We start from the raw sequence: 22,488 nt of genomic DNA on the forward strand, positions 1-22,488 counted from the left end.
TCGTGTTTTTCGCCGTCGCAGGCCCTCCGCATCCTAATAGGAGCCCCATGGAGCAATTTCGTAATATCGGCATCATCGGTCGCCTGGGCAGTTCTCAGGTGCTGGATACCGTCCGCCGACTGAAACGGTTTCTGCTCGATCGTCACCTGCACGTGATCCTCGAAGACACCATCGCCGAAGTCCTGCCGGGTCATGGCCTGCAAACTTCGTCGCGCAAGATGCTCGGTGAAGTCTGTGACATGGTGATTGTGGTCGGTGGCGACGGCAGCCTGCTGGGTGCCGCCCGGGCGCTGGCCCGACACAATATTCCGGTGCTCGGCATCAACCGGGGCAGCCTGGGGTTCCTGACCGATATTCGCCCCGATGAGCTCGAAGTCAAAGTCGCCGAAGTGCTCGACGGCCACTATCTGGTAGAAAACCGCTTCCTGCTGCAAGCCGAAGTCCGGCGCCACGCCGAGGCCATCGGCCAGGGCGATGCGCTGAACGACGTGGTGCTGCACCCCGGTAAATCGACGCGGATGATCGAGTTCGAGTTGTACATCGACGGCCAGTTCGTCTGCAGCCAGAAGGCTGACGGCCTGATCGTCGCCACACCGACCGGATCAACCGCCTACGCGCTGTCGGCGGGCGGCCCGATCATGCATCCCAAGCTCGACGCTATTGTGATTGTGCCGATGTACCCCCATACCTTGTCAGGTAGACCGATCGTGGTCGATGGCAACAGTGAGCTGAAAATCGTCGTGTCCAAAGATATGCAGATTTACCCGCAAGTTTCCTGTGACGGGCAGAATCACTTCACCTGCGCGCCCGGTGACACCATCACCATCAGCAAGAAAGCGCAGAAGCTGCGGCTGATTCACCCGCTCGACCACAACTACTATGAAGTCTGCCGGACCAAGCTCGGCTGGGGCAGCAAGTTGGGTGGTGGAGGCGACTGATGCTCGATCCCGCGCGTAGCTACGACCTGATCGGTGACGTGCACGGTTGCGCTCTGACCCTTGAGCACTTGCTCGACCGGCTCGGTTACCACAAACAGGCTGGCGTCTGGCGGCATCCGTCGCGCATGGCGGTGTTCCTGGGCGACATCATCGACCGCGGCCCGCGGATTCGCGAGGCGCTGCACATCGTCCACGACATGGTCGAAGCCGGCCAGGCGCTGTGCATCATGGGCAACCATGAATTCAACGCCCTCGGCTGGAGCACGCCGGCGTTGCCGGGCAGCGGCCAGCAGTTCGTGCGCGAACATACGCCGCGCCACGGTCGCCTGCTCAAGGAAACCCTGACTCAGTTTGAAGATCATCCCGAAGATTGGCATGACTTTCTGCAATGGTTCTATGAATTGCCTCTGTTCGTCGATGCCGGGCGTTTCCGGGTGGTGCATGCCTGCTGGGACGCCGGCCTGATCGAGCCGTTGCGCGGCTTGTTCCCCGACGGCTGCATCGATGAGCATTTCCTCCAGGCCTCCGCGGTGCCGGGCAGTTTTGCCTGCACCGTGTTCGATCGCCTGTTGCGCGGCACCGACATGCGCTTGCCCCACGGGTTGACCATGACCAGCGGCGACGGCCTGACGCGCTCGTTTTTCCGCACCAAATTCTGGGAAGACGACCCGCAAACCTACGGAGATATCGTGTTCCAGCCCGACGCCTTGCCTGAGCCAGTGGCCCGCACGCCGCTGTCGTCCAGCGAAAAAGACAACTTGCTGCGCTACGGTGTCGATGAGCCGTTGTTGTTCGTCGGCCACTACTGGCGCAGCGGCAAACCGGCGCCGATCCGCCCGAACCTGGCGTGCCTGGATTACAGCGCGGTGCTCTACGGCAAACTGGTCGCTTATCGTCTGGATCAGGAAACCCGTCTCGACCCGCATAAATTTGTCTGGGTCGATGTCGAACGGCCGGAGGTGCTGCAATGACGGCGGTGGCGGTATTACGCCTGCCTTTGGCGGTGGATTTGAGCGGGTTCGTCAAACTGCTGCAACGCATGCAAGTGCCCCACCGGGTCAGCGAAGAGGCGGGCGAGCAAGTGCTGTGGGTGCCGGCCAACATCAGCGAAGACGTGCGCTCATTGTACGAACGCTTTCCGGCGGGTGACCCCGATCAGCAACTGGATATCCCGATCGCGCAGACGCAGCCGCGTCCGGGCTTCGTCGAGCAGTTGCGCTACAGCAAGGCTACGGCGTTGGTGCTGTTGCTGAGCCTGATCGTCGCCATGGTGACGCTGCTGGGCGATAACCTCGAGACGATACGCTGGCTGACCTTCCTCGATTTCCGTGTGGTCGGCGAGTACATCCATTTCACGCCATTGGCCGACAGCCTGGCGGCGGGGCAGTGGTGGCGTCTGGTCACGCCGATGCTGATCCACTTCGGCATCCTGCACCTGGCCATGAACGGCATGTGGTACTGGGAACTGGGGCGGCGCATCGAGACGCGGCAGGGCAGCATCAACCTGATCGGCCTGACGCTGCTGTTCAGCCTGGTGTCCAACTATACCCAATACCTTTTCAGCGGCCCGAGCCTGTTTGGCGGGTTGTCCGGTGTGCTGTACGGTCTGCTCGGGCATTGCTGGATCTTCCAGGTTCTGTCGCCGAACCCGGCGTATCGCCTGCCCCGAGGGGTGTTGGTGATGATGCTGGTGTGGTTGCTGCTGTGCCTGTCCGGGCTGGTCTCGATGATCGGCTTCGGCCAGATTGCCAACGCGGCCCACGTCAGCGGGTTACTCATCGGATGCTTCACCGGTTTGTTGGGCGGTTTGTACAACCGCCGTAAACTGACTTCCAAATAAGCTATGTGATTAAAGAGCGCGGAGCCCTTGATGTCCTCTTTTAACGAAATGATCAAAAACATCACCCCGGATATCTACCGGAGCCTGAAACTGGCGGTGGAAATCGGCAAATGGTCCGACGGCGGCAAACTCACCGCCGAGCAGCGCGAACTGTCCCTGCAAGCGATGATCGCCTGGGAAATCCAGAACCTGCCCGAGGAAGAACGCACTGGCTACATGGGCCCGCAGGAATGCGAGTCGAAGTCGATTGAAGTGCCAAACATTCTGTTCAAATCGGATGCCGTCCATTGATCGAGATTGGCCGCGGTGCAATCAGCAAAATGTCGGCGCGCCTTGACGGGCCGAACGTTCAGTACGCTTTTCGTCTGGGCGACGCCGAGGTACCGGTCAATCCGTTGATCGGCACCACGGTGCGCCTGGAATTCCTGGGGGCGATCCACTGCACCCATTGCGGACGCAAGACCAAAACCAGTTTCAGCCAAGGTTACTGCTACCCGTGCATGACCAAACTGGCCCAATGCGACCTCTGCATCATGAGCCCGGAGCGTTGCCACTACGACGCCGGCACCTGCCGTGAGCCTGCGTGGGGCGAAAAATTCTGCATGACCGATCATGTGGTGTATCTGGCCAATTCGTCGGGGATCAAGGTCGGCATCACCCGCTCCACGCAACTGCCCACTCGTTGGCTCGATCAGGGCGCCAGCCAGGCCTTGCCGATCATGCGCGTCGCGACCCGTCAGCAGTCAGGCTTCGTCGAAGACCTGTTCCGCAGCCAGGTAGCCGACAAGACCAACTGGCGTGCTTTACTCAAGGGCGATGCGGTATCGGTGGATCTGGCGCAGGTTCGCGATCAGCTGTTTGAAAGTTGTGCGCCAGGTTTGCAAGGTTTGCAGGAACGATTTGGCCTGCAAGCAATCCAGACCATTACCGATGTCGAACCGCTCGAGATCCGCTATCCGGTCGAGCAATACCCGGCCAAGATTGTCAGCTTCAACCTGGACAAGAACCCGATTGCCGAAGGCACGCTGCTGGGGATCAAGGGCCAGTACCTGATTTTCGACACCGGCGTGATCAATATTCGTAAATACACGGCTTACCAGCTCGCCGTGCATCAGTAAGGATTCCAGTATGCGCACCGAACAACCGAAGATGATCTACCTGAAGGACTATCAGGCGCCTGAGTACCTGATCGACGAGACGCACCTGACCTTCGAGTTGTTCGAGGACCACAGCCTGGTCCATGCGCAACTGGTGATGCGTCGCAATCCTGAACGTGGCCCGGGTCTGCCGCCGCTGGTGCTGGATGGCCAGCAACTCGATCTGCTGTCGGTGACGTTGGCCGATCGCGAACTGAGCGCCGCCGACTACCAACTGACCGAGAATCACCTGACCCTGCACCCGACCAGTACAAGCTTCACGGTCGACACCAGCGTCAGGATCCACCCGGAAACCAACACCGCACTGGAAGGCTTGTACAAATCCGGCACCATGTTCTGCACCCAGTGTGAAGCCGAAGGTTTCCGCAAAATCACCTATTACCTCGATCGCCCGGACGTGATGAGCACGTTCACTACCACGGTGGTCGCCGAGCAGCACAGCTATCCGGTGCTGCTGTCCAACGGTAACCCGATTGCCTCGGGGCCCGGCGAAGACGGCCGGCACTGGGCGACCTGGGAAGACCCGTTCAAGAAGCCAGCCTACCTGTTCGCGCTGGTGGCCGGTGACCTGTGGTGCGTCGAAGACACCTTCACCACCATGACCGAGCGCTCCGTGGCGCTGCGCATCTATGTCGAGCCGGAAAACATCGACAAGTGCCAGCACGCGATGAACAGCCTGAAGAAGTCCATGCGCTGGGACGAAGAGGTTTACGGTCGAGAGTACGACCTGGACATCTTCATGATCGTCGCAGTCAACGACTTCAACATGGGCGCCATGGAAAACAAGGGCCTCAACATCTTCAACTCCAGTGCCGTGCTGGCCCGCGCCGAAACTGCTACCGACGCCGCGCATCAGCGGGTCGAAGCGATCGTTGCCCACGAATACTTCCACAACTGGTCGGGCAACCGTGTGACCTGCCGCGACTGGTTCCAGCTGTCGCTCAAGGAAGGCTTCACCGTGTTCCGGGATTCGGAGTTCTCCGCCGACATGAACTCGGCCACGGTCAAGCGCATCCAGGACGTTGCTTACCTGCGTACCCACCAGTTCGCCGAAGATGCCGGCCCCATGGCTCACGCCGTGCGCCCGGACAGCTTCATCGAGATTTCCAACTTCTATACCCTGACCGTGTACGAAAAGGGTTCGGAAGTGGTCGGCATGATCCACACTTTGCTGGGCGCCGACGGTTTCCGCAAAGGCAGCGACCTTTACTTCGAACGCCATGATGGCCAGGCCGTGACCTGCGACGACTTCATCAAAGCCATGGAAGACGCCAACGGCGTTGACCTGACTCAATTCAAGCGCTGGTACAGCCAGGCCGGCACTCCACGTTTGGTGGTGAGCGAGTCCTACGACGCCGCGGCAAAAACCTACAGCCTGACCTTCCGCCAGAGCTGCCCGGAAACCCCGGACAAGGTGGAAAAACTGCCGTTCGTGATTCCGGTGGAACTGGGCCTGCTGGACAGCAAGGGCGGCGAAATGGCCCTGCGTCTTGCCGGTGAAACCAGTGCTCAAGGCACTTCGCGGGTTATTTCGGTGACTGAAGCCGAGCAGACCTTCACCTTCATCGACATTGCGCAAAAGCCGCTGCCTTCATTGCTGCGCGGCTTCTCGGCGCCGGTGAAACTGAGCTTCCCGTACGATCGCGATCAGTTGATGTTCCTGATGCAGCACGACAGCGACGGCTTCAACCGCTGGGATGCCGGTCAGCAATTGTCGGTGCAGGTCCTGCAAGAGTTGATCGAACAGCAACAGAAGGGCGAGGCGCTGGTGCTGGATCAGCGTTTGGTTGCAGCGCTGCGTACCGTGCTGTCCGATGAGACACTGGATCAGGCGATGGTCGCCGAAATGCTTTCGCTGCCGGGCGAGGCGTATCTGACCGAGATCAGTGAAGTGGCTGACGTAGACGCCATCCACACGGCCCGCGAGTTTGCCCGTAAGCAATTGGCTGAAGGTTTGTTCGAGGCATTGTGGCTGCGTTATTCGGCTAATCGCGATCTCTCGAAGAAAACGCCGTATGTGGCCGAGGCCGAGCATTTCGCCCGCCGCGCGCTGCAAAACATTGCGCTGTCGTACCTGATGCTCAGCGGCAAGCCGGAAGTGTTGGCGGCAACCCTCGAGCAGTTCGACACCAGCGACAACATGACTGAACGTCTGACGGCGTTGGCGGTGTTGGTGAATTCGCCGTTCGAAGAGCAGAAAGCCACGGCGTTGGCGACCTTCGCCGAACACTTCAAGGACAATCCGCTGGTCATGGATCAGTGGTTCAGCGTTCAGGCCGGCAGCCCATTGCCGGGTGGTCTGGAGCGGGTCAAAGCCTTGATGCAACACCCGGCGTTCACGATCAAGAACCCGAACAAGGTGCGGGCACTGATCGGCGCGTTTGCCGGGCAGAACCTGATCAACTTCCACGCGGCTGACGGTTCCGGGTATCGCTTCCTGGCGGATCTGGTGATCGAGTTGAACGGGTTTAACCCGCAGATCGCCTCTCGCCAACTGGCGCCGCTGACTCGCTGGCGCAAATACGACGACGCTCGTCAGGCGTTGATGAAAGGCGAGCTGGAGCGGATTCGCGCTTCGGGGCAACTGTCCAGCGATGTGTTTGAGGTGGTTAGCAAAAGCCTGGCCTGAGTTTGGCCTTGCTCCCGCAGGGTTCACTCGGATCCCTGTGGGAGCTGGCTTGCCCGCGAAGGCGGCCTGATAGCCGACCTGTCTCTTGCAGATGTACACCAATCAAATGTGGGAGCGGGCTTGCTCGCGAAGAGGCCCTGTCAGTCGACATCAATGTTGAATGTAAGTCCGCCTTCGCGAGCAAGCCCGCTCCCACATTTGGATTTTCGTTGGCCCTCAGGCCATCGTTTTCTGCCGGCTTTCATGCTGGCGAGCATCACTGGCAATCAACTGCCTGATCCCTTCAAACAACTCATCACTCTGCGCCTGCGTGCAATCCTCACCATGGCGTTTACGCAGCCCGTAATGGCTGAGAATCAGATGCACATCAGCATGCAGCCCATGTTGCTTGAGGCAGTTTTCAACACATTGCAACGGGCAACCATCCAGCGCGAAGATCCGCCGCCCCGAGCGTGCCTTGTTGACCAGCGCCGCCACATGCCCGCCGACACCAACGATGCAGGACATTTCAGCCAGGCCACTGCGGTCCAGGCGCACGGCCAGGGTATTGGCCAGTTGGGCGACGTTGGAGCAACCTGAGCAGGAGTAAACCAAAGGCAGGGTTGAACGGGGCATTTGCACTCTCCGTGGATGGACACTGCCAGTGTGCAAGGCGCTTGGCATTGCGCCTTGATGGCGGTCAATTCCGACTACTGGAAAGCCGCCAGCTCCTCTTCAGCGAGGATGCTGATATGGCGACGCTCCATGGCGATCAGGCCGCACTCCACCAGGCGATGCAAAATCCGCGAGAAGGTTTCCGGCTGAATCCCCAGCTTCGACGCCACCAGGCGTTTGGACACTTGCAAGACAATCTGGCCGGTCACCGGGTGGCGTTCCTGGAACAGAAAATGGATCACCCGACGAGTCGCACTGGCCATGGTCAAGGTATCGATGTCGCGCAGACGCAGGTGCAGGTGAACGCTCATGCTCGCGAGGATCGCCAGACAGACTTTCGGCTGATCCTCCAGGGCGTTGCGGTAATGGTTGCCCTCGATACTGACCAGCACGCTGTCCTTCAGCGCGGTGGCGCTCACCGGGTAGAGTCGGGCCTGGCTGAACAGCAAGGCTTCGGCAAAGGTCTGGCCGGGCTGGATGATCTCCACCAGGTTTTCCTGGCCTTCGCCGGTGAGCCGGTACAACTTGACCTGGCCGCTGACCAGCAGGAAAAAACGCCTGGCCGGATCCCCTTGGTGCATGAGCGTGCTGTGACAACTCAGGCGCTTGAGCATGGCCAGGCTGCAGACTTCCTCGAAGACTTTCTCCGGCAGTTGGCTGAACAGATGATGACGGCGCAACGTTAAAACGATGGAAGGGTGGGTCAGCATGGCGTACCTCCGCTGACCGTCATAGTAGAGAGCGCAGGCCAATTGACCTATGCCTCTGCAGGCCTACCTCCAAGGAGGGATGCCTGTCAGCCTGCACTGCGCAGATGCTCCATGGCCCACACTGCCGCCTCCACCCGCGAGCGCAAGCCGAGTTTGTGCAGCAGGTTTTTCACGTGGACCTTGACCGTCCCTTCGGTGATGCCCAGCTTGTGCCCGATGACCTTGTTGCTGAAGCCGCTGGCGATGGTTTTCAACACCTGACGCTCACGCTCGGTCAGTTCCACCACGGCCTGGCGTGCAGGAGCGCGCAGTGCCTGGGCCATGACTTGAGTCAGCCCCGGGCTGATGACCAAGGCGCCGTTCAAGGCATCGCGGATGTACTGGATCAACAGTTCCGGTTCCATGTCCTTGAGCAGGTAACCGTCGGCATCCAGGCGCAGTGCATCGCGAATATCGTCTTCTGCATCCGACACCGTAAACAGCAGCACTTTGCCGGTGTAGTGCATCGCCCGTAATCGGCGCAGGGTTTCGATGCCATTCATTTGCGGCATGTTGTTGTCGAGCAGGACCAGATCCGGTCGAAGCGGCTCAATCAGACCGAGTGCTTCTTCACCCTGGCTGGCTTCGCCGACGATCAGGAAATCATCTTCGAGTTCGAGCATCTGGCGAATGCCGTGACGCATCATCGGGTGGTCGTCTACCAGCAGGATTCTGTGTTGCGGGGACGGGGTCATAGGGTGCTGCCTTCTGTTTGCTGCCCGAGAAATTCCGGGTGGAATTCCAGTTGGACACGGGTGCCTTGGGGTTCCCTGGAAAGGATCTGCAGCTGGCCGTGCAAGCTGCGAGCCCGCTCATCCATGATGTTCAGGCCGTGGTGTTCGCGTTGGTCGACGTTGCCGCTGAAGCCGCGACCGTCGTCTTCGACCGACAATCTGACTGTCTCGCCATCTTGGCGCAGTTGCAGCCAGGCGTTTTGCGCATGGGCGTGGCGCAAGCAGTTGGAGAGCGCCTCGCGGGTGATCTGCAGAATGTGGATTTGTTCGCTGGCCGATAGCTGAAAGGCCAGGGTGTCGACGTGCAGATGCACCTGGAACTCCCCGCGCCGGGAAAATTCCTCGGCGGTGTCCTTGAGTTCCTGCACCAGCCCCGCGTCGTGAATCTGCAAACGAAAAGTCGTCAGCAACTCGCGTAACTGGCGATAGGCATTGTTCAGTCCCTCGCGCAATTCGGCGGTGACGGTCTCCAGGGTCTGGACCGGTTCGCCCCGGCGCATCAGGGTCTGCATGCGGCTGACTTGCAGCTTCATGTAGGACAGGGCCTGGGCCAGTGAATCGTGCAGCTCGCGGGCGATGATCGTGCGTTCTTCGAGCAATAGCAGGCGATGATCCTGTTCCCGTTGGCGCTTGAGCGAGAGCGAGGTGCCGATCAGGTTGGCCAGGGCCTGGATCAGTTGGGTTTCCCAGGCTTGCATGGGATGGCCGTCGACAAAGTGCGCCTTCAGCTCACCCAGTTCACTGCCCTGGTTGCTGATGCTGAAGGCTTGCGGATTGGCTTTGTGGTGCTTCTGGCACGTGGCGCAGTCGCTACTGGCGCAGACTTCGCGGATGTTCGCGCCGTGCAGGGCCAATAACTGTTGGGCCGGTGCCTGCAGTTGACCTTGCAGACACAGCGACAGACGCAAGCCGGGCAGGCGTTGCTGGAAGCGTCGAATCAACTCATCCAGGCCTTCGGCATTGGCCAGGCGTGTGGCCAGGCTTCGGCTGCTTTGATACAGAAGCTCCAGGGCGGCATTGGCTTGTTGCAGGTTAAGGGTTTTTTGCCGGACCTGACTTTCCAGGGTGCGATGCGACTCTTCAATCGTCTCGGCCATGGTGTTGAAACTCGTGGCCAACTGGCCCAGTTCGTCCTGGGACTGATGGTTGACCCGCACCTTGAAGTCGCCGCGACGAAAGCGCTGGGTGGCGTCCACCAACTCCTTGAGGGGCGTGACGACACCGTACTGCAATTCGTATAAGCCGATCAGCAGGACAATCATGGTAGTGAACAAGGCCAGGCCCTGGATCGCCTGTTGCCAGCCCTGTTTTTGTTCGCTCTGGCGCTGCAACAGGTTGACGAACTGGTTCAGTTGTTCGACGAAGGAATGAGCCTGGACTTGAAAGGCAGCCGCATCGCCGCGCAGCAGTGCCGGGAGCAAATCCTCGTTCCATTGTTGCTGGATTTGCCCATAGCTGACTTGCAGGGCGGCGGTGGGGCCATCTTCCAGCACGGCCTTGAGTGACTGGCTGGTGAGACGGGTTTGCAGGCTGTCGGTGATGGCGGCGATTTCTGAGGGCGTTGCACCCGCGGCCAGTTTCCAGCTCAGGTGATAAGTCTCCATGCGCACCGAGCCTGCGGTGTTGATGGCGGCGGCATCGCCCTGGCTGAACCAGGCGATCAGTCCGGCGCTCAGCGAACTGGCGAGCGCCAGCACGGCGATCAGGATCACCGCCAGCCCGGCGCGAGCGGGCAGGGAGCTACGCAACCAGCGCATCATCGGCGCAGGTCCCGGAAGAAATCAGGAAAACAGAGCATGTGCAGCACCAGAGTAGGTTTTGCCGCCGATCCCGGGCGCGCTACCTCTAAAGAGTTGTCGACAGTTCCTTGTCAGCAAAAGCGTGGCTTAAAACTCTTAATATACTGATAAATAAAGGGTTTTAAGGCTTTTCAGGACTACCTCCTTAGAGGTAGACCGCATAAGCATAGGCCTATGCCCCCATGGCCTTCGTTGACATGGGTCAAGTTTTTGCGGGGTTGGCCTCTCTAGTCTGCCGCCATGGCTGACTGACTGGAGAGCATTGTGAACCCACCGCGTGTACGACAAGGCTTGGTGCTGGGCATGAGCACGCTGGCCTTCACTGTGTGCTTTATGGTCTGGATGATGTTTGCCGTGCTCGGGGTGCCGATCAAGGACCTTCTCCAGCTCAACGAAACCCAGTTCGGCCTGCTGGCCGCGACCCCGGTGCTGACCGGCTCGCTGGTGCGTTTGCCGCTGGGTTTGCTGACCGACCGTTTTGGCGGGCGCAGCGTGTTCTTCCTGCTGATGCTGAGCTGCGTCGCGCCGCTGTACCTGATCAGCCACGCGACTGCCTACTGGCAGTTCCTGGTGCTGGGTTTGTTCGTCGGCCTGGCCGGCGGCTCGTTCTCGGTCGGGATTGCCTACGTCGCCAAATGGTTCGACAAGGACAACCAGGGCTTCGCCATGGGCATCTTCGGCGCCGGTAACGCCGGGGCTGCGGTGACCAAGTTTCTCGCCCCGGCATTGATCGCTGCCGGCAGCTGGCAACTGGTGCCGAAAGTCTTCAGCGCGATCCTCTTTATTACCGCGCTGCTGTTCTGGTTCCTCAGTGCTGAGAACAAGGACCACCACAGTGCATCCGGCGCCACCTTGCGTGAGCAGCTGCGCTCGCTGAAGGACCCTGCGGTGTGGCGCTACTGCCAGTACTACTCGATCGTCTTCGGTGGCTACGTCGCCCTGGCCCTATGGATGACCAAGTACTACGTGCAGGAATACGGTTTCAGCCTGCAAAGCGCGGCGCTGCTGGCGGCCTGTTTTTCCCTGCCCGGTGGCGTGCTGCGCGCCGTCGGCGGCTGGATGTCAGATCGCTGGGGGGCGCAAAGCGTGACCTGGTGGGTGTTGTGGGTCAGCTGGATCTGCCTGTTCCTGCTCTCGTATCCCCAGACCCAACTGCAAGTGCAGACCATCGACGGCCCGGTGGATTTCCACATCGGCCTGAGCCCCGCGCTGTTCACCGTGCTGCTGTTCGTCATGGGCATCGCCTTCGCGTTCGGCAAGGCCTCGGTTTTCAAATACATCGCCAATGACTACCCGAAAAACATGGGCGCGGTGTCCGGCATCGTCGGCCTCGCCGGTGGCCTGGGTGGCTTCGTGCTGCCGATCCTGTTCGGCGCCCTGGTGGACCTCACCGGCGTGCGCTCTTCCTGCTTCATGTTGATGTACGGCGTGGTCTGGGTCTCCCTCACCTGGATGTACTTCAGCGAAATACGCAAAAGCCCGGTGCTGGGTAAGGCGCCGCTGCTGACCCCGTCCCCGATTTCCAGCATTGCCCTAGGAGAAGAACATGTCCGTTCTGCAAAAGCCTGACAAAGGCCCGGTCATCCATGACTGGCGCCCCGAGGACCCCGCGTTCTGGGGAAGTAGCGGCAAACAGACCGCCACGCGCAACTTGTGGATTTCCATTCCTGCGCTGTTGTTGGCCTTCGCGGTGTGGATGGTCTGGAGCACGGTGATCGTGCGTTTGAACGCCATCGGCTTCACCTTCACCACTGACCAGCTGTTCTGGCTGGCGGCGTTGCCGGGGCTGTCCGGTGCGACCTTGCGCGTCTTCTATTCCTTTATGGTGCCGATCTTCGGCGGCCGTCGCTGGACCGCCCTGAGCACCGCGTCGCTGTTGTTGCCGTCGATCTGGATGGGCTTCGCCGTGCAGGACCCGAGCACCTCCTACAGCGTGTTCGTGTTGATTGCCTTGCTCTGCGGTTTCGGTGGCGGCAACTTTGCCTCGAGCATGTCCAACATCAGCTTCTTCTATCCCAAGTCGCAGCAGGGCACAGCCCTCGGCCTCAACGCCGGGCTGGGTAACCTGGGCGTCTCGGTGATGCAGTTCTGTGTACCGCTGGTGATTACCTTCGGTGTGTTCGGCTTCATGGGCGGCTCGCCGCAAGCACTGCCGGATGGTGGCCAGTTGTGGCTGCAGAACGCCGGGTTCATCTGGGTGCCTTTTATTGTCCTGGTGACGGTGCTGGCCTGGTTCGGCATGAATGACCTGTCCAGTGCTCGCGCTTCGTTCAGCGAACAGGCGGTGATCTTCAAACGCAAGCACAACTGGTTGATGTGCTGGTTGTACCTGGCGACCTTCGGTTCGTTCATCGGTTTCTCCGCCGCGTTTCCGCTGCTGATCAAAACCTCCTTTCCTGATGTCATCGCCTTGAAATTCGCCTTCCTCGGCCCGTTGGTCGGTGCACTGGTACGCCCATTGGGCGGATGGCTGGCGGACAAGCTCGGTGGCGCAAAAGTGACCTTGTGGAACTTCGTGCTGATGATCGTGATGGTCTTCGGGGTGCTGCACTTTTTGCCGCAGAACGGTACCGGCGGCAACTTCTACGGCTTCCTCGGCCTGTTCATGCTGCTGTTCATCACCACTGGCGTCGGCAACGGCTCCACCTTCCGGATGATCCCGGTGATCTTCCGCACCCAGCATGAAAAAGCCTCGGCCGGAAAACCACCGGCAGTGCGCGAACAAGCGCTGAAGAATGCCGGCAAAGAGTCAGCTGCGGTCCTGGGCTTCAGTTCGGCCATGGGCGCCTTCGGTGCGTTCTTCATTCCCAAATCCTTCGGCTCTTCGATGGCCCTGACCGGCGGCCCGGAGATGGCCTTCTACATGTTCGTCGGCTTTTACCTGAGCTGCATCGTGGTGACCTGGTGGTGGTACGCGCGCAAAGGCGCCGCAACACCCTGCTGAGACGACCCGAATCCAACCATTGCGTGGGCGGGGCACAGACCCCGCGACAAAGCCTGAGAGGACTACACCGTGAGTCATTTACTGGATCAATTGCGGTTTTTCAACCGTAAGCAAAACGAGTTTTCCGACGGTCATGGAGAGACCCGCAAAGAGTCTCGCGACTGGGAGAACGTCTACCGTTCGCGCTGGCAGTACGACAAGATCGTGCGCTCCACCCACGGGGTGAACTGCACCGGCTCCTGCTCGTGGAAAATCTACGTCAAGAACGGCCTGATCACCTGGGAAACCCAGCAGACCGACTACCCGCGTACCCGTAACGACCTGCCGAACCATGAGCCCCGTGGCTGCCCCCGTGGTGCCAGTTACAGCTGGTACATCTACAGCGCCAACCGGCTCAAGTACCCGAAAATCCGCAAGCCGTTGCTCAAGCTCTGGCGCGATGCGCGGCAGACCATGGCGCCGGTGGAAGCCTGGGCCAGCATCGTCGAGGACAAGGCCAAGGCTGACTCCTATAAAAGCAAGCGCGGCATGGGTGGCTTCATTCGTTCCAACTGGGAAGAAGTCAACGAGATCATCGCGGCGGCCAACGTCTACACCATCAAGCAATACGGCCCGGACCGGATCGTCGGCTTCTCGCCGATCCCTGCCATGTCGATGGTCAGCTACGCCGCAGGCTCGCGTTACCTGTCGCTGATCGGCGGTGCCTGCCTGAGTTTCTACGACTGGTACTGCGACTTGCCACCGGCCTCGCCGATGGTCTGGGGCGAGCAGACCGACGTGCCGGAATCGGCCGACTGGTACAACTCCAACTACATCATTGCCTGGGGCTCCAACGTCCCGCAGACCCGCACCCCGGACGCGCACTTCTTCACCGAAGTCCGCTACAAGGGCACCAAGACCGTCGCGATCACTCCGGACTACTCGGAAGTCGCCAAGCTTACCGACCTGTGGCTGAACCCTAAACAAGGCACCGATGCGGCGCTGGCGCAGGCGTTCAACCATGTGATCTTCAAAGAATTCCACCTGGACAAACCGAGCGCCTATTTCACTGACTACGCCAAGCGCTTCACTGATTTGCCGGTGCTGGTGCTGCTCAAACAAATGGTCGACAAGGCACCGGGCGCCGGTTACCAGCCGGACCGCTTCCTGCGCGCCAGCGACCTGACCGACAACCTCGGCCAGGAAAACAACCCGGAATGGAAAACCATCGCGCTGGATGTCAGCGGCGAACTGGTGTCCCCTCAGGGCTCCATCGGTTATCGCTGGGGCGAGAAGGGCAAGTGGAACATCCTGCCCCGTGAAGGTGGCGAAGGCCGTGAGATCGATCTGAAGCTGAGCCTGATCGGCGATGACGTCGCCGAAGTGGCGTTCCCGTATTTTGCCGGCGAGTCCCACGAGCACTTCCAGCACGTGGCCGGCGATGCCGTGCAATACCGCCGCGTGCCGGTGCATAACGTGGTGCTGGCGGACGGCAGCGTAGCCAAAGTCGCCACCGTGTTCGATCTGTCGGCCGCCAACCTGGCCATTGATCGCGGCCTCGGCGGCGCTAACGTGGCCAAGGATTACAACGACGCCTCGGTGCCCGGCACCCCGGCGTGGCAAGAGCAGATCACCGGCGTCAGCCGTGAGAAAGCGATCCAGATCGCCCGTGAGTTCGCCGACAACGCCGACAAGACCAAGGGCCGTTCGATGATCATCGTCGGCGCGGCGATGAACCACTGGTACCACATGGACATGAACTACCGCGGGCTGATCAACATGCTCATGCTCTGCGGGTGTGTCGGCCAGACCGGTGGCGGTTGGGCGCACTACGTCGGTCAGGAAAAACTCCGTCCGCAATGCGGCTGGCTGCCCCTGGCGTTCGGCCTGGACTGGAACCGTCCGCCTCGCCAAATGAACGGCACCAGCTTCTTCTACGCCCACAGTTCGCAGTGGCGCCACGAGAAGATGAGCATGCACGACGTGCTCTCGCCGCTGGCCGACAAATCGCAATTCCCTGAGCATGCCCTGGACTACAACATCCGCGCCGAACGCGCCGGCTGGTTGCCCAGCGCGCCGCAACTCAACACTAACCCTTTGCACATTTGCCGCGACGCCGCGGCGGCCGGCATGGAGCCGAAAGACTACGTGGTCAAGTCGCTGCAGGACGGTTCGCTGCGCTTCTCCTGCGAACAGCCGGACAGCCCGGTCAACTTCCCGCGCAACATGTTCATTTGGCGTTCCAACCTGCTGGGCTCCTCGGGCAAGGGCCACGAGTACATGCTCAAGTACCTGCTGGGCACCAAAAACGGGGTGATGAACGAAGACATCGGCCAGGTCGGCGATTGCAAACCCGAAGAAGCCGAATGGGTGGACGAGGGCGCCATCGGCAAGCTCGATCTGGTTACCACACTGGACTTCCGCATGTCTTCGACCTGCGTCTATTCCGACATCGTCTTGCCGACCGCGACCTGGTACGAAAAAGACGACATGAACACCTCGGACATGCACCCGTTCATTCACCCGTTGTCGGCCGCCATCGACCCGGCGTGGGAATCGCGTTCCGACTGGGAAATCTACAAAGGCATTGCCAAGGCGTTTTCCAGCATGGCGGTCGGGCATCTGGGCGTTGAAAAGGACCTGGTGACCATCCCGTTGATGCACGACAGCGTCGGCGAACTGGCCCAACCGTTTGGCGGCACCGACTGGAAAAGCGCCGGTGTGGCTCCGGAGCCGGGCAAGAACGCGCCGAACCTGCACGTGGTGGAGCGTGACTACCCGAACATCTACAAACAGTTCTCGTCGCTTGGGCCATTGCTGGAAAAACACGGCAACGGTGGCAAGGGCATCAACTGGAACACCGACGCCGAAGTGAAATTTCTCGGTGAACTCAATCACAAAGAAGGCGATGCCGGTATCAGTCACGGCCGTCCGAAAATCGACACGGCGATCGATGCCGCCGAAGTGATTCTGTCCCTGGCGCCGGAAACCAACGGCCATGTCGCCGTCAAGGCATGGGCGGCGTTGTCGGAATTCACCGGCATCGACCACAGCCACCTAGCGCTGTCCAAGGAACACGAGGCGATTCGTTTTCGCGACATTCAGGCGCAGCCGCGCAAGATCATTTCCAGCCCGACCTGGTCGGGACTCGAAGACGATCACGTCAGCTACAACGCCGGTTACACCAACGTTCACGAAGGGATCCCATGGCGCACCATCACCGGTCGCCAGCAGTTCTACCAGGATCACCCGTGGATGCAGGCGTTCGGCGAGCAACTGATGAGTTATCGCCCGCCCGTCAACACCCGCACCATCGAAGGGGTGAAAGGCAAGCGCAGTAACGGCCACAAGGAAATCGTCCTGAACTGGATCACCCCGCACCAGAAGTGGGGCATCCACAGCACCTACAGCGACAATCTGCTGATGCTCACCCTCAGCCGTGGCGGGCCGATTGTCTGGCTCTCGGAGAACGACGCGAAAAGCGCCGGCATCGAGGACAACGACTGGATCGAATGCTTCAACGTCAACGGTGCACTGACCGCCCGGGCGGTGGTCAGCCAGCGCGTCAAGGACGGCATGGTGATGATGTACCACGCACAGGAACGGATCGTGAACGTGCCCGGTTCGGAAACCACCAAGACCCGTGGCGGCCACCACAACTCTGTCACCCGGGTAGTGCTCAAGCCGACCCACATGATCGGCGGCTATGCCCAGCAAGCCTACGGTTTCAACTATTACGGCACGGTCGGTTGCAACCGCGACGAATTCGTCGTGGTGCGCAAAATGTCCAAAGTCGACTGGCTCGATGGTTCAAGTGGCGATGACCTGCCACGTCCGCTGCCGACCGATATCGAGGAGAACTGAGATGAAGATTCGCTCACAAATCGGCATGGTTCTGAACCTGGACAAGTGCATCGGTTGCCACACCTGTTCGATCACCTGCAAAAACGTCTGGACCAGCCGCGAAGGCATGGAATACGCCTGGTTCAACAACGTCGAATCGAAACCCGGGATCGGCTACCCGAAAGAATGGGAAAACCAGGACAAGTGGAAGGGCGGCTGGATCCGCAACGCCAACGGCACGATCAACCCGCGCATCGGCGGTAAATTCCGCGTGTTGGCGAACATTTTCGCCAACCCGGACCTGCCGAGCCTCGACGATTACTACGAACCGTTCGACTTCGATTACCAGCACCTGCACACCGCGCCGCTGGGCGAGCATCAGCCCACTGCACGTCCGCGCTCGCTGATCTCCGGCAAGCGCATGGAAAAAATCGAATGGGGCCCGAACTGGGAAGAGATCCTCGGCACCGAATTCGCCAAGCGTCGCAAGGACAAGAACTTCGACAAGATCCAGGCGGACATTTACGGCGAATACGAAAACACTTTCATGATGTATTTGCCGCGCCTGTGCGAGCACTGCCTCAACCCGACGTGCGCGGCGTCGTGCCCGAGCGGGGCGATCTACAAGCGTGAAGAAGACGGGATTGTCCTGATCGACCAGGAGAAATGCCGTGGCTGGCGGATGTGCATCAGCGGCTGCCCGTACAAGAAAATCTACTTCAACTGGAAGAGCGGCAAGTCCGAGAAGTGCATCTTCTGCTACCCGCGGATCGAAGCCGGGATGCCGACCGTTTGCGCCGAAACCTGTGTCGGACGCATCCGTTACCTCGGCGTGCTGCTGTATGACGCCGACCGCATCAGCGAAGTGGCGAGCACCGCCAATGAGCAGGATCTGTACGAGAAACAACTGGAGATCTTCCTCGATCCGAATGACCCGGCAGTGATTCGTCAGGCCCTGGCCGATGGCGTACCGCAGTCGGTGATCGACTCGGCGCAACGTTCGCCGGTCTACAAAATGGCCGTGGACTGGAAACTCGCACTGCCGCTGCACCCGGAATACCGCACCTTGCCGATGGTTTGGTACGTGCCGCCGCTGTCGCCGATCCAGAACGCCGCCACTGCCGGCACCGTCGGTATGAACGGGGTGATCCCTGATGTCGACAGCCTGCGTATTCCACTGAAGTACCTGGCCAACCTGCTGACGGCGGGCGATGAAAAACCGGTCAAGCGTGCGCTTAAACGCTTGCTGGCGATGCGCGCCTACAAACGTTCCGAGCAAGTCGATGGCGTTCAGGACCTGCAAGTACTGAAGGACGTCGGCCTGAGTGTGGCCCAGGTCGAGGAGATGTATCGCTACCTGGCGATCGCCAACTATGAAGACCGCTTTGTGGTACCGAGCGCGCACCGTGAAGACGCCATGAGTGACGCCTTTGCCGAACGCTCCGGTTGCGGCTTCAGTTTCGGCAGCGGCTGCAGCGGTAGCTCCGACACCAACATGTTCGGTGCGAAGAAAGCCAACCGCCGCGACATCCTGAAAACCGTCCAGTTGTGGGAGGAATGAGCATGCAAATTCTCAAAGTGATTTCGCTGCTGCTCGATTACCCGACCGAGACGCTGATTGGCGGTCGCGACGAACTGGAGAAAGCGATCATCCAGTCACGGGAAATCAGCCCTAAACAGCGCGGCGCGTTGTTCGAATTGCTCGAACTGATCTGCGCCAATGACCTGATGGATGGGCAGGAGCACTACGGTGCGCTGTTCGGCCGGGGTCGTTCGCTGTCGTTGCTGTTGTTTGAACATGTGCATGGCGAGTCCCGCGACCGTGGCCAGGCGATGGTCGACATGATGGCGCAATACGAAGAAGCCGGTTTTGCCATCGGCGTCAAAGAGCTGCCGGACTATATCCCGCTGTACCTGGAGTTCCTCTCCACCCGCGAAGACATCGAGGCCCGCGAGGGCCTGGCGGATGTTTCGCACTTGCTGGCCTTGCTCGCCGCACGTCTGGAAGAGCGCGAAAGCGCCTATGCCAGCTGCTTCCGGGCGCTGCTGCAAATCGCCGGGGCCGAACCGCATCAGGCGGTGGCCGATCTGCGGGCGCAGGTGGCGGCGGAACCGCGCGACGACTCCCTCGAAGCCCTCGACAAGATCTGGGAAGAGGAGGCCGTGGACTTCCTCCAGGCCGAACAGCAGGACCGTTGCAGTGGACTGCCAAGCGCACCGGGCAAGGCTCGGGAAGAAAGCGCGGTGCCGTTGCACTGGGTGGATTTTCAGCATGAAGGGTTGGCCGCCGCGCCAGCCAAGGAGGTCGGTAATGTCTAAATGGAATCTGTTGTTATTCGGGATCTATCCCTACGTCGCTTTGGCCATTTGCCTGATCGGCAGTTGGGCACGCTTCGACCTGTCGCAATACAGCTGGAAGGCAGGTTCGAGCCAGATGCTCAACCAGCGCGGGATGCGCGTGGCGAGCAACCTCTTTCACGTCGGTGTGTTGTTCGTGCTGGCCGGGCACTTCGTCGGCCTGCTGACGCCAGCGTCGGTTTATCACCATGTCATCAGCACTGAGAACAAGCAGTTGCTGGCGATGGTGTCCGGCGGGTTCTTTGGCCTGCTGTGCTTGATCGGCTTGCTGATGCTGGTCAATCGGCGGCTCACCGATCCTCGGGTACGTGCCACCTCCAGCCCTTCGGACATCCTGATTCTGCTGGTGCTGCTGGCGCAGTTGCTGCTGGGGCTGCTGACGATTGCGGCGTCCACCGCGCATATGGACGGCTCGGTGATGGTGATGCTCGCCGATTGGGCGCAGAACACTGTGCTGTTGCGGCCGATGGAAGCGGCGGCGGCCATCGCGCCGGTCGGGCTGACCTACAAGCTGCACGTGTTTCTCGGTTTGACCCTGTTTGTGCTGTTCCCCTTCACCCGTCTCGTACACATGATCAGCGCACCGATCTGGTACCTGGGGCGTCGTTATCAAATCGTTCGTCAGAAGTACTGAGGAGACAATCATGTCAGGTGGATGTGGATGTGGTGGTAACGGCGGCAGCGGTGGCTGCGGGTCTTCCAAAAAAGCCGAGGACGTTCTCGATATCGCGCCGCTCGCACAGGCGCAGTTTGAAGCTCTCCCGGTTGAGCCGGCAGCTGCCGATGACGCCCCGGCGCAGTTGATCGCCAGCAGCGAACAGGAGTGGCCGATCATCAGCGTCAACGAGGTCTCGATCACACCGGAAGCGATGGCCCAGGAGCTGCAATATCACCCGGCCGAGAGCCGTGAGGACGCGGTGTACCTGGCCGCCCGGGCGTTGGTGATCCGCGAGTTGTTGCAGCAGCGCATTGCCGAACTCGGCGTGTCGATGGAGATCGGTGCTGGCGAGAACGAAGAAGAAGCGGCCACGCGCTTGTTGCTCGAACGCGAGGTGCACGTACCGCAGTGCGATGAGGAAACCAGCCTGCGTTACTACGAAAACAATCGCGGGCGCTTTCACAGCGCACCGTTGCTGGCGGTTCGGCACATCCTCCTCGAGTGTGCGCCGGATGATGTTGAGGCACGCGCCGTTGCCCATGATCAGGCGGAAGTTCTGCTGCAACGTCTGGAAGACTTTCCCGGCAGTTTCGCCGAGCTGGCCGTGAAGTATTCGGCCTGCCCGTCGAAGGCTCAGGGCGGTTCTCTGGGGCAAATCAGCAAGGGCCAGACCGTGCCCGAACTGGAACGTCAGCTGTTCACCCTGGCGCCGGGCCTGGCCAGCAAACCGCTGGAAAGTCGCTACGGCTGGCATGTGGTCAGTGTCGATCAGCGGATCGAAGGTATGCCGTTGCCCTATGAAGTGGTGTCGACGGCGATTCGCACGCAGTTGCAGCAAGGCGTCTGGCAAAAAGCGCTGGTGCAGTACCTGCAAACCCTGATCGGTGCGGCGGATATTCGCGGCATCCACTTGCAGGGTGCCGACTCACCGCTGGTGCAGTGAGCATCGAGGAAAACCGGGAGATGTGATGAACGCTGTAATGCAGGATGGCTTTGGACGGCAGATCGATTATCTGCGGATGTCGGTGACGGACCGTTGTGATTTTCGCTGTGTGTATTGCATGGCGAAAAACATGACCTTCCTGCCGCGTCAGCAGGTGCTCACGCTGGAAGAGTTGCAACGTCTGGCAACGCTGTTCGTCGGGTTGGGCGTACGCAAAATCCGCCTGACCGGCGGCGAGCCGCTGATTCGTCCGGGCATTGTCGAACTGTGCCGCAACATCGCCGCGCTGCCCGGTTTGCGCGAACTGGTCATGACCAGCAACGGCTCGCAACTGAGCCGCCTGGCCCGGCCATTGGTGGAGGCGGGGGTCAAGCGGATGAACATCAGCCTCGATAGCCTGGACGGGCAGAAGTTTCGTGCGATCACCCGCATCGGCGATCTCGATCAGGTGCTCAACGGCATCGAAGCGGCGCGGGACGCGGGGTTTGAGCGGATCAAACTCAACTGCGTGGTGATGAAAGGGCGCAACTTCGATGAAGTCCCGGCGTTGGTGCAATACGCCATCGATCAGCGCATCGATATCAGTTTCATCGAAGAAATGCCCTTGGGCGACGTCGGGCGTTCCCGGGGCGAATCGTTTTGTTCCAGTGACGAGGTACGGGCGCTGATCGCCAGCCAGCATCGGTTGCTCGATAGCACTGAAAACAGCGGCGGACCGGCGCGCTACATGCGCCTGGAACGCCATCCCGATACCCGGATCGGTTTCATTTCGCCCAATAGTCACAACTTCTGTGGCAGCTGTAATCGGGTGCGGATGACGGTTGAAGGGAAGCTGTTGCTTTGTCTGGGGCAGGACGATGCGCTGGATTTAAGAGGATTGCTGCGGCGTTATCCGCTGGATGATCAGCCCGTGATCAATGCCGTGCAGAAGGCCTTGCGCGGCAAGCCGTTGCGCCACGATTTCAGTCCCGAAGGGGAGGTGCAGATAGTGCGGTTCATGAACATGAGTGGTGGTTGAGCTGCTCTGCACGGTTTGTAAGAACACAGATGATCAAATGTGGGAGCGGGCTTGCTCGCGAAAGCGGTCTATCAGTCAACAATGATGTTGAATGTGATGGCCTCTTCGCGAGCAAGCCCGCTCCCACATTGGCTCCTCGCTTGCCACAGAATCTGTGTCGTCATCGGACGTTTTTTTCACCGCCAAATCTTGATATCGATCAATTGCAGATCAGCCCTTTGTCCGTAGTCTTCACTGCATGTTGT

Annotated in this window: 18 protein-coding genes; 14 read left to right on the top strand and 4 right to left on the bottom strand. The window is 60.2% G+C overall.

All coding sequences use genetic code 11. The annotated features are described in order from the left end of the window. Window positions 1-47 precede the first annotated feature (47 nt). From IB250_RS07960 to pepN, 6 genes are read left to right on the top strand one after another with little or no spacing between them, the layout of a single operon-like run. On the top strand, window positions 48-938 hold the full coding sequence (locus IB250_RS07960; protein ID WP_007906781.1) for an NAD(+) kinase: 891 nt from the start codon (window positions 48-50) through the stop codon (window positions 936-938). Next, window positions 935-1,909, top strand: a complete 975-nt coding sequence (locus IB250_RS07965) for a metallophosphoesterase (RefSeq protein ID WP_185022091.1) — start codon at window positions 935-937, stop codon at window positions 1,907-1,909. Before IB250_RS07960 ends, IB250_RS07965 begins: the two co-directional genes overlap by 4 nt. Beyond that, window positions 1,906-2,778 carry a rhomboid family intramembrane serine protease gene (locus IB250_RS07970; protein ID WP_192343679.1) on the top strand — a complete coding sequence of 291 codons (873 nt, stop codon included), beginning with the start codon at window positions 1,906-1,908 and terminating at the stop codon, window positions 2,776-2,778. Before IB250_RS07965 ends, IB250_RS07970 begins: the two co-directional genes overlap by 4 nt. Window positions 2,779-2,808: 30 nt before the next feature. Further along, entirely contained in the window at window positions 2,809-3,069 is a 261-nt protein-coding gene (locus IB250_RS07975; RefSeq protein ID WP_192343680.1) for a YeaC family protein, read from the top strand. Beyond that, window positions 3,066-3,896: a DUF2797 domain-containing protein gene (locus tag IB250_RS07980; RefSeq protein ID WP_192343681.1), complete on the top strand. Its 831-nt coding sequence runs from the start codon at window positions 3,066-3,068 to the stop codon at window positions 3,894-3,896. Before IB250_RS07975 ends, IB250_RS07980 begins: the two co-directional genes overlap by 4 nt. Before the next feature lie 10 nt (window positions 3,897-3,906). After that, window positions 3,907-6,564, top strand: coding sequence for an aminopeptidase N (gene pepN, locus IB250_RS07985; RefSeq protein WP_192343682.1), 2,658 nt, complete (start codon window positions 3,907-3,909; stop codon window positions 6,562-6,564). 216 nt (window positions 6,565-6,780) lie between these two features. Here the strand turns inward: pepN and IB250_RS07990 are convergent, their stop codons facing one another. The 4 genes from IB250_RS07990 to IB250_RS08005 all read right to left on the bottom strand — a co-directional run bounded on the left by IB250_RS07990 (window position 6,781) and on the right by IB250_RS08005 (window position 10,461). After that, entirely contained in the window at window positions 6,781-7,179 is a 399-nt protein-coding gene (locus IB250_RS07990; RefSeq protein ID WP_123495094.1) for a putative zinc-binding protein, read from the bottom strand. Window positions 7,180-7,253: 74 nt separating this feature from the next. Next, complete coding sequence (locus tag IB250_RS07995) at window positions 7,254-7,928, bottom strand: Crp/Fnr family transcriptional regulator (RefSeq protein ID WP_192343683.1); 675 nt, start codon at window positions 7,926-7,928, stop codon at window positions 7,254-7,256. Between the two features lie 86 nt (window positions 7,929-8,014). Then, window positions 8,015-8,662 carry a two-component system response regulator NarL gene (gene narL / locus IB250_RS08000; protein WP_008067117.1) on the bottom strand — a complete coding sequence of 216 codons (648 nt, stop codon included), beginning with the start codon at window positions 8,660-8,662 and terminating at the stop codon, window positions 8,015-8,017. Further along, window positions 8,659-10,461: a HAMP domain-containing protein gene (locus IB250_RS08005; protein ID WP_192343684.1), complete on the bottom strand. Its 1,803-nt coding sequence runs from the start codon at window positions 10,459-10,461 to the stop codon at window positions 8,659-8,661. Before IB250_RS08005 ends, narL begins: the two co-directional genes overlap by 4 nt. Window positions 10,462-10,764: 303 nt before the next feature. Between IB250_RS08005 and IB250_RS08010 the strand changes: the two genes are divergently transcribed. The 8 genes from IB250_RS08010 (at window position 10,765) to moaA (ending at window position 22,243) form a co-directional block, all read left to right on the top strand. Continuing rightward, complete coding sequence (locus tag IB250_RS08010) at window positions 10,765-12,069, top strand: MFS transporter (RefSeq protein WP_192343685.1); 1,305 nt, start codon at window positions 10,765-10,767, stop codon at window positions 12,067-12,069. Continuing rightward, window positions 12,047-13,444 carry a NarK family nitrate/nitrite MFS transporter gene (locus tag IB250_RS08015; RefSeq protein WP_192343686.1) on the top strand — a complete coding sequence of 466 codons (1,398 nt, stop codon included), beginning with the start codon at window positions 12,047-12,049 and terminating at the stop codon, window positions 13,442-13,444. The genes IB250_RS08010 and IB250_RS08015 overlap by 23 nt, the downstream gene beginning before the upstream one ends. 69 nt (window positions 13,445-13,513) lie before the next feature. Then, window positions 13,514-17,287, top strand: a complete 3,774-nt coding sequence (locus tag IB250_RS08020; protein ID WP_192343687.1) for a nitrate reductase subunit alpha — start codon at window positions 13,514-13,516, stop codon at window positions 17,285-17,287. A 1-nt stretch (window position 17,288) separates the two neighbouring features. Next, on the top strand, window positions 17,289-18,827 hold the full coding sequence (narH, locus tag IB250_RS08025; protein ID WP_038982852.1) for a nitrate reductase subunit beta: 1,539 nt from the start codon (window positions 17,289-17,291) through the stop codon (window positions 18,825-18,827). A gap of 2 nt (window positions 18,828-18,829) precedes the next feature. Beyond that, entirely contained in the window at window positions 18,830-19,585 is a 756-nt protein-coding gene (narJ, locus tag IB250_RS08030; protein ID WP_192343688.1) for a nitrate reductase molybdenum cofactor assembly chaperone, read from the top strand. After that, window positions 19,578-20,258 (top strand): respiratory nitrate reductase subunit gamma, encoded by a 681-nt coding sequence (narI, locus tag IB250_RS08035; protein ID WP_192343689.1) that lies wholly within the window; start codon window positions 19,578-19,580, stop codon window positions 20,256-20,258. Before narJ ends, narI begins: the two co-directional genes overlap by 8 nt. Before the next feature lie 10 nt (window positions 20,259-20,268). Then, window positions 20,269-21,225: a peptidylprolyl isomerase gene (locus IB250_RS08040; protein ID WP_192343690.1), complete on the top strand. Its 957-nt coding sequence runs from the start codon at window positions 20,269-20,271 to the stop codon at window positions 21,223-21,225. A 25-nt stretch (window positions 21,226-21,250) separates the two neighbouring features. After that, the gene (gene moaA / locus IB250_RS08045; RefSeq protein WP_192343691.1) at window positions 21,251-22,243 is read left to right on the top strand and encodes a GTP 3',8-cyclase MoaA; all 993 of its coding nucleotides are present in this window, start codon (window positions 21,251-21,253) and stop codon (window positions 22,241-22,243) included. Window positions 22,244-22,488: the final 245 nt, after the last annotated feature.

Source organism: Pseudomonas sp. PDM09 (assembly GCF_014852305.1).
Lineage (GTDB): Bacteria > Pseudomonadota > Gammaproteobacteria > Pseudomonadales > Pseudomonadaceae > Aquipseudomonas.